At 73.6% G+C, this 12,665-nt stretch carries 11 protein-coding genes; 4 read left to right on the forward strand and 7 right to left on the reverse strand.

Going from position 1 to position 12,665, the window contains the following annotated elements; all coding sequences use genetic code 11:
• Nucleotides 1-44: 44 nt before the first annotated feature.
• Nucleotides 45-821, forward strand: a complete 777-nt coding sequence (locus ACZ6AQ_RS21245; RefSeq protein ID WP_468761321.1) for a DUF6227 family protein — start codon at nt 45-47, stop codon at nt 819-821.
• An 88-nt stretch (nt 822-909) separates the two neighbouring features.
• On the opposite strand, the gene ACZ6AQ_RS21250 is transcribed toward ACZ6AQ_RS21245, so the two are convergent.
• Entirely contained in the window at nt 910-2,535 is a 1,626-nt protein-coding gene (locus tag ACZ6AQ_RS21250; protein WP_468761323.1) for an MFS transporter, read from the reverse strand.
• Nucleotides 2,536-2,598: 63 nt separating this feature from the next.
• On the opposite strand from ACZ6AQ_RS21250, the gene ACZ6AQ_RS21255 reads away from it, so the two are divergent.
• A complete protein-coding gene (locus tag ACZ6AQ_RS21255) occupies nt 2,599-3,558 on the forward strand; it encodes a helix-turn-helix transcriptional regulator (RefSeq protein ID WP_468761325.1) in 960 nt (319 codons plus the stop codon).
• Nucleotides 3,559-3,640: 82 nt separating this feature from the next.
• Here ACZ6AQ_RS21255 and ACZ6AQ_RS21260 read toward each other — a convergent pair whose 3' ends face one another.
• On the reverse strand, nt 3,641-4,642 hold the full coding sequence (locus ACZ6AQ_RS21260; RefSeq protein ID WP_468761327.1) for a sigma-70 family RNA polymerase sigma factor: 1,002 nt from the start codon (nt 4,640-4,642) through the stop codon (nt 3,641-3,643).
• 462 nt (nt 4,643-5,104) lie between these two features.
• Nucleotides 5,105-5,893, reverse strand: a complete 789-nt coding sequence (locus ACZ6AQ_RS21265) for a dioxygenase family protein (protein ID WP_468761328.1) — start codon at nt 5,891-5,893, stop codon at nt 5,105-5,107.
• A gap of 189 nt (nt 5,894-6,082) precedes the next feature.
• Between ACZ6AQ_RS21265 and ACZ6AQ_RS21270 the strand changes: the two genes are divergently transcribed.
• A complete protein-coding gene (locus ACZ6AQ_RS21270) occupies nt 6,083-6,580 on the forward strand; it encodes a MarR family winged helix-turn-helix transcriptional regulator (protein ID WP_388692554.1) in 498 nt (165 codons plus the stop codon).
• A 130-nt stretch (nt 6,581-6,710) separates the two neighbouring features.
• Here the strand turns inward: ACZ6AQ_RS21270 and ACZ6AQ_RS21275 are convergent, their stop codons facing one another.
• Both ACZ6AQ_RS21275 and ACZ6AQ_RS21280 read right to left on the reverse strand, forming a co-directional pair.
• Nucleotides 6,711-8,249, reverse strand: a complete 1,539-nt coding sequence (locus ACZ6AQ_RS21275; RefSeq protein WP_468761330.1) for an MFS transporter — start codon at nt 8,247-8,249, stop codon at nt 6,711-6,713.
• 280 nt (nt 8,250-8,529) lie between these two features.
• Nucleotides 8,530-9,210 (reverse strand): TetR/AcrR family transcriptional regulator, encoded by a 681-nt coding sequence (locus tag ACZ6AQ_RS21280; protein WP_388692550.1) that lies wholly within the window; start codon nt 9,208-9,210, stop codon nt 8,530-8,532.
• 259 nt (nt 9,211-9,469) lie between these two features.
• Between ACZ6AQ_RS21280 and ACZ6AQ_RS21285 the strand changes: the two genes are divergently transcribed.
• Complete coding sequence (locus ACZ6AQ_RS21285; RefSeq protein ID WP_468761332.1) at nt 9,470-10,741, forward strand: M6 family metalloprotease domain-containing protein; 1,272 nt, start codon at nt 9,470-9,472, stop codon at nt 10,739-10,741.
• 94 nt (nt 10,742-10,835) lie between these two features.
• Here the strand turns inward: ACZ6AQ_RS21285 and ACZ6AQ_RS21290 are convergent, their stop codons facing one another.
• Together ACZ6AQ_RS21290 and ACZ6AQ_RS21295 are read right to left on the reverse strand one after the other, a co-directional pair.
• The gene (locus ACZ6AQ_RS21290) at nt 10,836-11,867 is read right to left on the reverse strand and encodes a quinone oxidoreductase family protein (RefSeq protein ID WP_468761334.1); all 1,032 of its coding nucleotides are present in this window, start codon (nt 11,865-11,867) and stop codon (nt 10,836-10,838) included.
• Complete coding sequence (locus tag ACZ6AQ_RS21295; RefSeq protein WP_468761336.1) at nt 11,864-12,505, reverse strand: MBL fold metallo-hydrolase; 642 nt, start codon at nt 12,503-12,505, stop codon at nt 11,864-11,866. The genes ACZ6AQ_RS21290 and ACZ6AQ_RS21295 overlap by 4 nt, the downstream gene beginning before the upstream one ends.
• Nucleotides 12,506-12,665 lie beyond the last annotated feature (160 nt).

Genomic DNA, 12,665 nt, shown 5'->3' on the forward strand with positions numbered 1-12,665 from the left:
TGAGCAAGCACCGAGTGACATGCGGCGACGGCCTGGAGACCCTCTTGAACGATCCGCAGGATCTTCCCGATCCGTACGAGACGACCGAGACGCACATCGAGCGGCTTCTCGGCCGGGCACTCAACTCCTTCGACCTGCCCGACTCGACCGTCGAGCGCCTCGGCACGGCGCTCGCGCACTCCAGCACGCCGCACTCCTCGCACCACAGCGCGTCGCTGCACCGCACGATCCACCGCCACACGTACCTGCTCGCCGACGGCAGCACGCTCAGTCTCTGGGAGCTCGCGCACGTCGCGGGCCGGGACGACACCGAGCGGCACGAGCTGTACGTGCGGGAGGCGGACGCCCGGCTCGCCGCCTCCCGTCTGCCGTACGGAACGCCGCCGGGCCGCCCGGCGGAGCCCGCCGGCGGACGGGTTCCCGGCGGGGGCGACGGCTTCGAACCGCCGGCCGTCCTGCCCGACCGCCCGGTACCCGCCCCGCCGAGGACGTACGTGCCGGACGACTCCGCCGACCACGCGCGCCGTGTCCTGCGGCGTGCGGAGAACGCGGACCGGCCGGGCGGGGCGGTGGCCCGCCGTCTCCGGCTGGCCTTCGCGCACCACATCACCCAGGCGTTCGGGCGCCGCTGCCCGGTGGAGGGGGGCCGGGAGGCCGGCTTCACCCTCTACGAGCACCAGTTCCTGCTGCTCGACGGCAGCGAGGTCAGCCTCTGGGAGGTCGAGCACACGGCGACCCCCGACGGCCGTCACATGTGCGAGGTGTACGAGGACGAGGACACGGCCCGGAGGGCGATGGAGTCCCGCGCCCGGGTGCGCTGACGCGGACGGCGCGGCGGGCCCCGGCGGGTACGGCGAAGGGCCCCGGTCCCGGGACTCCTCCCGGGACCGGGGCCCTTCGCGCGGCGGCTCAGCGCGTGAGCGCCGGCTCCTTCCCGACGACGGCGGTGCCGCCGTCCCCGCCGACGCCGTCGTCACCCTCGCCGCCCTCGCCGCCGCCCTCCAGGTGCTGCTTCGGCTTCGCGGGCAGCGCGAACATCACCAGGAAGATCACGGCGAGCACGCCCGCGACCCAGCCCATCGCGTTCTGGAAGGCGTCCGTGAAGGCCGCGCCCGTCTCCGCCGGGGCCTTGGCGAGGCGCTCGTCGTCGATCACGCCGAAGAAGACGACCGACACCAGGCCGAGACCGAGCGCGTTGCCCATCTGCGTGGTCGTGTTGATCAGGCCCGAGGCCGAACCGGCGTGCTCGCGCGGCACCTCCGAGAGGACCGCGTCCGTCAGCGGCGCCACGATCAGGCCCATGCCGAGGCCCATGACGACCAGCGGCGGGATCATCTGCCAGGACGTGATCGCGGTCCCGTACCGGCCGGCCTCGAAGAGGTAGAGCAGGACGCCCGCCGCCATGGTCAGGGCACCCGTCTGGAGCACCTTCCGGCCGAAGCGCGGCACCAGCTTCTGCACCGAGAGGCCGGCGGCCGTCGAGACCGCGACCGAGAACGGCACGCCGGTGAGGCCCGCCCGCAGCGCGCTCCAGCCGAGCCCGACCTGCATGTAGAGCGTCCAGACCAGGAAGAAGATGCCCATCACGACGCCGAAGGTGAGCTGCACCGCGACGCCGGCCGCGAAGCTCTTCACCCGGAACAGCGACAGCTCGACGAGCGGCGAACCGTCCCTGCGCGTCTTGTGCCTCTCGTATGCGACGAGGAGGGCGAAGACGACGAGGCTGCCGGCCATCATCAGGTGGCCCCACAGCGGCCAGTCCAGCTCGCGGCCGCGCGTCAGCGGGTAGATCAGCATGAGCAGCGCGACCGTCACCAGGAGCACGCCGACCAGGTCGAGGCGGAGCGCCTTGGGCGCCTTCGACTCGATGATGAACTTCCGGCCCAGGAGCAGGCCCGCGATGCCGACCGGCAGGTTGATGAGGAAGATCGGGCGCCACTCCAGGCCCGCGACGTTCCCCTGGGTGAGCAGCGCACCGAGGAGCGGTCCGGAGACCGCGCCGAGGCCCACGATCGCGCCGAAGAGGCCGAAGACCTTGCCGCGTTCGTGCGCCGGGAAGGTGACGTGGACGATCGACAGGACCTGCGGCACCATCATCGCGGCCGCCGCGCCCTGGAGGAGGCGGGAGCCGACCAGCATCTCCTGGTTGGCCGCGAAACCGCAGAGCGCCGAGGCGAGGGTGAAGCCGGCGGTGCCGAGGAGGAAGAGGCGCTTGCGGCCGTAGATGTCGCCGAGCCGTCCGCCGGTGATCAGCCCGGCGGCGAACGCGAGCGCGTACCCGGCGGTGATCCACTGGATGGCCCCGAAGGAGGCGCCGAGGTCCCGTTCGATGCTGGGGATCGCGATGTTGACGATCGTGGCGTCGACCAGGTCCATGAAGGCGGCGGTCATGACGATGGCGAGGGCGATCCAGCGCCGCCGGTCGCCCGGGTCGGCGGGGACCGGGGCGGTGGTGGCCGGGGCGGTGGGGGCCGTGCCGACGGGGCCCGTGCCGGTGGGGGCCGCCGCGTCCGTGACGGCGTCGTGTGAACTCATACGAAGGAAGATAGGAGGTATGTAGGTCGGATCATGTCCTAGATCGGGCGCATCCTGGACGGCATGACGGACACCCCGGCACGACTCCTGAACCTGCTCTCGCTCCTCCAGACGCCGCGCGAGTGGCCCGGGAGCGAACTCGCCGAACGGCTCTCGGTCTCCCCGCGCACCATCCGCCGGGACGTCGACCGGCTCCGCGCCCTCGGCTATCCGGTCGAGGCGACCATGGGCGCGGTGGGCGGCTACCGGCTCGTCGCCGGCACGGCCCTGCCGCCGCTGCTCCTCGACGACGAGGAGGCCGTCGCGATCGCGGTCGGGCTGCGCGCCGGGGCCGGGCACGCCATCGAAGGCGTGGAGGAGGCGTCCGTACGGGCCCTCGCGAAGCTGGAGCAGGTCCTGCCCGCGCGCCTCCGGCACCGGGTCTCCACGCTCCAGAACGCGACGATCCCGCTGACCCGGGGCGACGGCGCGACGGTCACGCCCGCCACCCTGACCGCGCTCGCGGGCGCGGTCACCGGACGGGAGAAGCTGCGCTTCGGCTACCGGGCGGGGGACGGGGCCGAGTCGAAGCGGCTGGTGGAGCCCTACCGGCTCGTCTCCACCGGGCGCCGCTGGTACCTCGTCGCGTACGACCTGGGCCGCGAGGACTGGCGCACCTTCCGGGTGGACCGGGTGAGCGACCCGCTGGCCACCGGGGCCCGGTTCGGCCCGCGCGAGCTGCCCGGGGGCGACGCGGCGCAGCTGCTGGCCGGTTCGATCTCGCGCGCGCAGCCGGAGCTGGACCTGGACGTCTCCTTCGAGGCGCCCGCCGACTTCGTGACGGCCCGCCTCCCGTCCCACCTGACCCCCGTCGCGACGGGACCGGCCGCCTGCCGGCTGCGCGTCCGCTCCACCGACTCCGTCGAGTGGCTGGCCCTGCGCCTGGCCCTGGTCGAGTCCCCCTTCACCGTCCACGGCCCGGAGCCCCTGCGCGCGTACGTGGAGGACCTGGCGGGGCGCCTGGCGGCGGCGGCGCGCACGTGAGCACCCCGGGGCCCGTGTCCGGGCTCCCGTCCGGGGGACGCGGCGGGGCCGGAACGCGGCCGGGTCCGGCCGCGCGGCCGTTCTAGGCCACCGCGTCGAAGCCCGTGTCGCGGGCCATCTTCTTCAGTTCCAGGAGGGCGTGCTTCTCGATCTGGCGGATGCGCTCACGGGTCAGTCCGTGCTCCTTGCCGACCTCGGTCAGGGTCCGTTCGCGCCCGTCCTTGATGCCGTACCGCATGCGGATGATCGAGGCCGTGCGGTGGTCCAGCTTGGCGATCAGGTCGTCCAGCTCCTCGCTGCGCAGCAGCGTGAGCACCGACTGCTCCGGCGAGACCGCCGAGGTGTCCTCCAGGAGGTCGCCGAACTGGGTCTCGCCCTCGTCGTCCACCGACATGTTCAGCGAGACCGGGTCCCGGGCCCAGTCCATGACGTCGACGACCCGCTCGGGCGTCGAGCCGAGTTCGGCGGCGATCTCCGCGGGCTCGGGATCGCGCCCGTTCTCCCGGTTGAACTCGCGCTGCACGCGCCGGATCCGCCCCAGCTCCTCCACCAGGTGGACGGGGAGCCGGATGGTGCGGGACTGGTCGGCGATGGAGCGGGTGATGGCCTGCCGGATCCACCAGGTCGCGTACGTGGAGAACTTGAAGCCCTTGGCGTAGTCGAACTTCTCGACCGCGCGCACCAGGCCCGCGTTCCCCTCCTGGATCAGGTCGAGCAGCGGGAGCCCGCTGCGCGGGTAGCGCCGGGCGACGGCCACCACGAGCCGCAGGTTGGACTTGATGAAGAGGTCCTTGGCCCGCTCGCCCTCGGCGACCAGCGCTTCGAGCTCCTCACGGGTCGCTCCGCCGGCCTCGCTCTCGACCTCCTTGTCCAGGATCTGCCGGGCGTACACGCCGGCCTCGATCGTCTGGGAGAGCTCGACCTCCCTGGCGGCGTCGAGCAGGGGCGTGCGCGCGATCTCGTCGAGGTACATGCCGACCAGGTCGCGATCGGCGATCTCCCCGCCCACGGCGCGAACGCTGCTTGCCCGGCCGGCCCCGCTCGCGGCGGAGGTCTTGCGGCGGGCAACGGCACGGGTTGCCATGCGTGCTCCCTTGCTTGCTGAGTAGGTCACGACACTCTTTCGGGTGCCCTGTATCCGTGGGAAACAACGACTGGAATCAGGACAGAATTCCCACCCGCCCCATGAAATCTCGCGATCATGCAGTATCCTGCGCGGCTTCCGCACCGCCCGGTGGAGTGCCCGTACCCACGGACGCGCTGGTCAGGCCGGTCCCGAGGGGTGGTGCGGCATCCCCGGCGCGAGCCCCGTCCCCACCGCCGGTGAGATCGCGATCACATCCGGTGGCACTCCTTCAGACGCGTCGCGGGGGTACGGGGTTGCCCCATCGGGCGCGGACCCGCGACCGGTGGGGGGCGGCGGGGGGTGGCCCGCGCCGCACCGGCCCGGCGGACGCCCTCGGGTACTGGGTGGCCCGCCACCAGCCGCTCGCCCCCGGCCGCCCTCCGTTCGGTCGAGCCGAATCCGCCCGTCTTCCGGGGGCGGTCAGCCGAACTGCACGGACCGCTTGGCGAGCCCCATCCAGAAGCCGTCGATCACCGACCGCTCCGCGTCGAGGTCGCCGGCCGCGTCCGCCGCGCCCAGGGTGACGAAGAGCGGGGCGAAGTGTTCGGTGCGGGGGTGGGCGAGGCGCCCGGCGGGCGACTTGTCCGCGAAGTCGAGGAGGGCGTCGACGTCCCGCGCGGCCAGGGCCTCGCGCCCCCAGGAGTCGAACTCGGCGGACCAGGCGGGCACCCCGCCCCCGGGGTGCCGGAGCGCGGCGAGGTTGTGGGTGAAGAAGCCGCTGCCGACGATCAGGACGCCCTCGTCGCGCAGCGGGGCGAGCCGGCGCCCGACATCCATGAGCCGGCGCGGGTCGAGCGTGGGCAGGGAGATCTGGAGCACGGGGACGTCGGCGTCCGGGTACATCTCGACGAGCGGGACGTACGCGCCGTGGTCGAGGCCCCGGTCGGGCATGTCCTGCACGGGCGTGCCGGGCGCGCGGAGCAGCTTGCGGACGCTTTCGGCGAGCGCCGGCGCGCCGGGGGCGCCGTACCGCACGCGGTAGTAGTGCTCGGGGAAGCCCCAGAAGTCGTACACCAGCGGCACGGTCGCGGTGGCGCCGAGCGCGAGCGGGGCCTCCTCCCAGTGGGCGGAGACGACCAGGATCGCCCTCGGGCGCGGCAGGGCGGCGGCCCAGGCGGCCAGTTCGCCGGGCCAGAGCGGGTCGTCGGCGAGCGGCGGGGCCCCGTGGGACAGGTAGAGGGCGGGCATCCGTTCCAGCGTGGCGTCCATGGCGGCCACCTCCGGCTTCCGACAGGGTTCCGATGTGTTCCGGCGCGCCGCGGCGGGTCCGGATGCCTTCCGGCGCGTTTCCGCGCGCTCCGGTTCGCCGCGCCATGATGCTTGAAAGTTCAAGCTCACCGTGGGGACAGCTTAGATCGATATAGTTCAACTTTCAAGGATGAGTCGTACGATGGGGTCATGGGAGACACGACCGAACCCCGCTGGCTCACCGACGAGGAGCACCGCGTCTGGCGCGCCTACCTCCACGCCACCACGCTCCTGGAGGACCACCTCGACCGCCAGCTCCAGCGCGACGCCGGAATGCCGCACCTCTACTACGGCCTGCTCGTCCGGCTCTCCCAGGCACCCCGCCGCAGGCTGCGGATGACCGAACTGGCCAAGGACGCCAAGATCACCCGCTCCCGGCTCTCCCACGCGGTGGCCCGGCTGGAGAAGAACGGCTGGGTGCGGCGCGAGGACTGCCCCTCCGACAAGCGCGGCCAGTTCGCCCGGCTCACGGACGAGGGCATGGAGATCCTCCGCCGGAACGCCCCCGGCCACGTGGCGGCCGTGCGCCAGGCCCTCTTCGACCGGCTCTCCCCGGAACAGGTGGGGCAGCTCGGCGCGATCATGCGGGTGATGGCCGAGGGGCTCGAACCCGCGGACCCGGACGCGGACCTGCCCTGGCTCCGCTGAGGAGGCGGAGCCGGGGCGGGGACACGACGGACCGGGCGCGGCGGACCGGGAGCGGCGGACCGGGTCCAGGGACCGGTGGCCCCGGACCCGGAGCCGACGGGCTCCGTGGTCCGGGGCCCCGGGACCGGGGTCAGTGGGCCAGGACCGGGACCCTCACCTCGTCACCGGCGTCCGTGCCGGACCCGGCGGGCGCGCCGTTCTCCGGCTTCCCGGGGGTGAGGAACACGAAGGCGATCACGGCCGAGACGGCCAGGATGCCGACCGCCCACCAGATGGCCGCCGCGTACCCCTCGACCATGCCCTGGAGCTGGAGCAGCCTCCGGGCGGCCGGGGTGGTGGCGCCGGCCGCGTGATCGACCAGGTAGGCGGTGGTCGCCGAGGCGGCGATCGTGTTCAGCAGGGCCGTACCGATGGCGCCGCCGACCTGCTGCGAGGTGTTGACCATCGCGGAGGCCACACCGGCGTCCTTCGGGTCCACGCCCTGCGTCGCGAGCGACATGGCCGGCATGAACGCCGTGCCCATGCCCAGGCCGAGCAGCAGCTGCGCGGGCAGGATCAGACCGGCGTACGAGGTGCCGATCTCCAGCCGCGTCAGGAGCAGCATGCCGACGGCGGCGGTCAGGAAGCCCGGGGCCATCAGCAGGCGCGGCGGGACGCGGGTCATCAGGCGCGCGCCGATCTGGGTCGAGCCCGTGATCATGCCGACGATCATCGGCAGGAACGCGAAGCCCGTTTTGACCGGCGAGTACCCCTCCACGACCTGCAGGTAGTACGTCAGGAAGAGGAACAGGCCGAACATCGCGATGACGGCGAGGCCGAGCGACAGGTAGACGCCGCCGCGGTCGCGGTCGGCCAGGACGCGCAGCGGGAGCAGCGGCGACTTCACGCGCGCCTCGGTGAGCACGAACGCCAGGAGCAGGACGGCGGAGCCGGCGAAGAGCCCGACCGTGCCGGTGTCGCCCCAGCCCTCGGACTCGGCGCGGGTGAAGCCGTACACGAGCGCGACCAGGCCCAGGGTGGACAGGACGACGCCGGGGACGTCGAGCGCGGAGCGGTTGCGGCCGCCCACGGGCTCGCGGACGACGAGGTACGCGCCGACGGCGGCGACCACGGCGAACGGGATGTTGACGAAGAAGGTCCAGCGCCAGTTCAGGTACTCGGTGAGGAAGCCGCCGAGGATCAGGCCCACGGCACCGCCGCCGCCGGCGATCGCGCCGAAGATGCCGAACGCCTTGGCGCGCTCCTTGGCGTCGGTGAAGGTCACGGCGAGCAGCGAGAGCGCGGCGGGCGCGAGGAGCGCGCCGAAGGCGCCCTGGAGCGCGCGGGCCCCGAGCATCATGACCTCGCTGTTCGCGGCCCCGCCGAGGGCGGAGGCGGCGGCGAAGCCGGCGAGGCCGACGACGAAGGCGCGCTTGCGCCCCCACAGGTCGGCGACGCGCCCGCCGAAGAGGAGCAGCCCGCCGAAGGCGAGGGCATAGGCGGTGATGACCCACTGCCGGTTGCCGTCCGAGATCCCGAGGTCCCGCTGGGCGGAGGGCAGGGCGATGTTCACGATCGTCGCGTCGAGGACGACCATGAGCTGGGCGAGGGCGATGAAGACGAGCGCTTTCCAGCGCCCGGGGTCGGTCCCGGGCGGGGCGCTCGGGGCGGTGTCGGCGATTTTCGGCATGGGTGGGGCCACCTCTTGGCGCGTACGGGTACGTGAGGGAGGAAAAGGGCGTACGGGAACTCGGGACCGCGCCCGGAGGGCTGCGGACCCGGGGGTCTGTGGGTCTGTGGATCTGCGCGGGTCTGTGGATCTGCGGGTCTGCGGGTCTGCGGGTCCGCGGGTCCGCGGGTCCGCGGGTTGTGGGTCTACGGATCTACGGGTTCATGGGCATGCGGCCCGGGATCCGTGGGACGGGAGGTCCGGCGGGCACGGGCACGGGCCCGGGGGCGGGTCGTGACGGTCAGGAGCCGTGCCTGAGGCCCTCCAGGGTCGCGGCCGTCCCGGGCAGTTCGGAGCGCGCGGGCGCCTCCAGGCCGTCCAGGAACAGCTGCAGGTGACGGTGGACGAACGGGGCGAAGGTGCCGCACCCCGTTCCCGGCAGCGGGCGGGTGAGCTGGGAGAGGGCCACCATCAGGTCGCCGACGCCGATGTCGGGGCGGAGCCGGCCGGCCCGCTGCGCCCGCTCCACGAGCCCCCGGACGGCCTCCTCCAGCCGCTCGCCCCCGGCCTTCAGGTCGGGGTGCTCCCGGTCGAAGGCGTCGTCGAGCATCGGGCAGAGGGCTCCGACGCGCTCCTCGGCGGCGGCGTGGACGAAGCGGCGGAGGGCGGCGAAGGCGTCGCCCTCCTCGGCGGCGGCCCGTTCGGCGAGCGCGGTGACGCGGGCCATGATCGAGAGGACGACCTCGTGGACGAGGTCGGCGCGTTCGGGGAAGTTCCGGTAGAGCGTGGCGTTCCCGACGCCCGCGCGGCGCGCGACCTCGTCGTACGGCACCTGGGGGCCGGACTCGACGAACATCTCGCGGGCCGCCGTGACGATCCGCTCGCGGTTGCGCAGGGCGTCCGCCCTCGGCCGGGGCGTCCGGCGGACGGACGGGGCACGGGTGGCGCCGGTACCGGCGGTGGCGTCGGCGGTCCTGGTCACGTCATGTCCTCCTCGGCCTCACCGGGGAATTCTTCCCCACTTCGCTGAACACAGGGTGGAACGGGGAATCGCTCCCCGGTTATTTCCCCTCACCCTTGTGACCCCAGTCACACATGCCTCGTTTCACGGAATACCCACGATCGGGTCACCCGGCGCGCGCACCCGCACCACCCGTCACAGGCTGATCGCACAGCGCGAAACCCCTCCGCGCGCGACGGGGATTCGACCGCCGACCTGCCCCCACCGGAGAGGCGACCGCATGCAGCATCCCCGACGACGGATACGCAGACCCGTCGCCCTGGCGGCGACCGCGGCGCTCTCCCTCGGCCTGCTCACCTCCGCGAGCACCACCCTGCGCAGGCCCGCCCCGGCCTCGGCGGGGCCCGTGGCCACCGCGCCGGACAACGTCCGGCTGGCGCCGTGCCGCATCGCCACGACGATGGGCGTGCAGATGTCGGAGGGGCTGCCCACGGCCCCCGGGTACGTGCGCTCCACGGGCCTCGTCAGGGCCCTCAACCTGATGATCGACTTCCCGGACGCCACCGGGGACGGCACGGCGATGGGCCGCTTCCGCGAGTTCTTCCCGCAGACCGCCGAGTGGTTCCGCACCAGTTCGTACGGCCGCCTGCACTACAAGGCCGAGGCGCCGATACCCGACTGGCTGCGGATGCCCCGGACGTTCTCCTCGTACGGGATCGGGCGCGGCTCCCCGTACGAACCCGGCTACCGCGCCCTCGTCGAGGACATCGTGAAGGCCGCCGACCCGCGCGTGGACTTCAGCGCGTACGACCTGGTGAACGTCCTGGTCACCCCGAACGCGGGCCCCTCCGCCCTCGACACCGTCCTGTCCGTGACCTTCTCCGGCAACGACGAGGCCCCGTACGCCGACGGCGTGCCGCTCGCCAACGCGTCCTTCGTCTACAGCCGCCAGGACGACGGCTCCGGCAGCTTCGCGGAGACCGGCTACCGGGTCCTGCCGCACGAGAACGGGCACGTCTTCGGCCTGCCCGACCTCTACACCCCGGACGGCGGCGGCACCGTCGGGCACTGGGACATCATGTCCGAGGACTGGGGGGCCAACAACGACTTCCTCGGCTGGCACAAGTGGAAACTGGGCTGGCTCGACAACGGCCAGGTCGGCTGCGCCTCCGGCACCGGCACCGCCGACTACACGCTGACCCCGCTGGCGGACGCCGGCGGTCCCAAGCTCGTGTTCGTCCCGCTCTCCGGCACCTCGGGGTACGCGGTCGAGGTACGCGCCGGGGGCGGCAACGACGAGGCGGTGTGCGAGCGGGGCGTCCTCGTCTACCGGGTCGAGTCGGACGTGGACACCGGCCACGGCCCGGTGACCGTGGCCGACAGCGAGCGGGCCAGCGGCGGCTGCACGCGCCGCGCCAACGTCCACGCGGAGCTGTCGGACGCGCCGTACGGCCCCGGCGAGACCTTCACGGACCGCGCGAACGGCATCAGGATCACGGTCCTGGACGAGGACGAGGACGGCGCGTACCGGGTCCGCGTCACCCGGAACTGAGCGCTTCCGCGCCTTCGGACCGGGAGGCCGGCCGGGGCGCCCGGACGGCCGGCGCGTCCGCCGCCGGCCGTCCGGGCGGCGGGCCGCCCCGTGGTCAGGCCCGGACGTCGAGGACGTACTTGCCCGTGGACGCCCGGGTCTCCAGGAGTTCGTGGGCGCGGGCCGCCCCGGCCAGCGGCAGGACGGTCACGTCCACGCGGACACCGCCCTTGGCGACCTCCGACAGGGCCTGCTCCATGTGGGCGCGGAGCAACCGCGGCGCGCGGCCGGCGACGCCGCCCAGGTTGTATCCGGCGAGGGAGCTGTTGGTGTACCAGGGGTGGTTGCCCTCGAAGGTGACGTCCTCGGCCGCCGCGTTGCCGAAGACGACGTGACGGCCGAAGGCGGCCAGGAGGCCGGTCACGGAGGACCGGAACGCGCCGCCGACGGAGTCCAGGACCAGGTCCGCGCCCGCGCCGCCGGTGCGCGCGGCGACCTCGCCCTCCAGCTCCTCGTACAGGACGACGCCGTCGTAGCCGAAGCCGCGCGCGTACTCCGCCTTGGCGGGGGAGCTCGTCGCGCCGATGACCGTGCCCGCGCCGAGCGAGCGGGCGAGCTGCGCCGCGGCCGTGCCGACGCCGCCCGCCGCGGCGAGGACGACCACGGTCTCCCCCGCGGCGAGGTGGCCGGCGGAGGTGAGCACGCCGAGGGCGGTGGTGACGTTGCACAGGGCACCGGCCGCGAGGGCCCCGTCCAGGTCGGCGAGTTCGCCGTCGAGGCGGACGGCGTGCTCGGCGCCGACGGCGACCACCTCGGCGTTGCCGCCGCCGCCCAGGGTGAGCGCGGCCACCCGGTCACCGGGCTCGAAACCGGTGACGCCCTCGCCCACGGCGCGGACCGTGCCGACCGCCTCCAGGCCGGGGAAGTGCGGCAGGTCGACCGGGAACTGTCCGCGGCGGAACATCACTTCGGCGAAGTTCACGCCCGCGTGACGGACGTCGACGGTGATCTGTCCGGCCCCGGGCTCGGGCGCGTCGGTCTCGGCGACGGTGAGGACGGACGGGGCGCCGAAGGCGTCGAAGCGGACGGCGCGCATGCGGCCGCCGGAGAGCGGGGCGGTCGGGGCGGTCGGGGCGGTGTTCGTCATCGGATTCCCGTCTGGCTGAGGAGGGTGGTGGGGCCGTGGCCGGTGAGCAACCGGGTCTCGTCCGGGCAGAGGCCGGCGACCGTACGGAGGGAGTCCGCCATGCTCGCGGGGCTCGCGGTCGGCGCGTCCGCGCGTCCCGGGCCGTCCGCGAGCAGGGTGTCGCCGGTGGCGAGCAGCGGGGCGTCGCCGCCGTCGAAGCGGAACATCACCGAGCCGCTGGTGTGACCGGGCGTGTGCAGCACCGTGACGGTGCCGGTGGAGAAGGTCAGCTCCCCTCCCTCTTCGGGGAGTTCGGCGACCTCGTCGGGCTCCCGGTCGGGGTGCCCGACGAGCAGTTCGCGGGGGAACGAGTCGGGCAGCCCCCTGGCGGGGGCGCCGAGCTGGTAGCGGTCGGCCGGATGGATCCAGGCCGGGACGCCGTAGTGCCGGGCGAGCGGCACGGCGTCCCAGGTGTGGTCCATGTGGCCGTGCGTGATCAGGATCGCCTCGGGTTCGAGGCGGTGGGCGCGGACGGCCCGCAGGACCGCCTCGCGGGAGTCGTGTCCGGGGTCGACCAGGAGGCAGGGGTTCCCCGGCCCGGCGGCGACGATGTGGACGTTCGTTCCGAACTTGCCGGTGGCTGCGGACAGTACGAGCATGACGCGACTCTGACCGAGCCTTCGGTCATATGTCAATTACCGTAGCTGTCGCAGAACCCTGCCTCACATCTGATCTATAGTGACGGGGCCGAAGGGCCGCCCGCACCCGCGGACGGCGTCCGGCGTCCGCAGATCCGCCGTCCCGTCAGGGGGTTCGCCC

It is taken from the genome of Streptomyces sp. NPDC041191 (assembly GCF_055591945.1).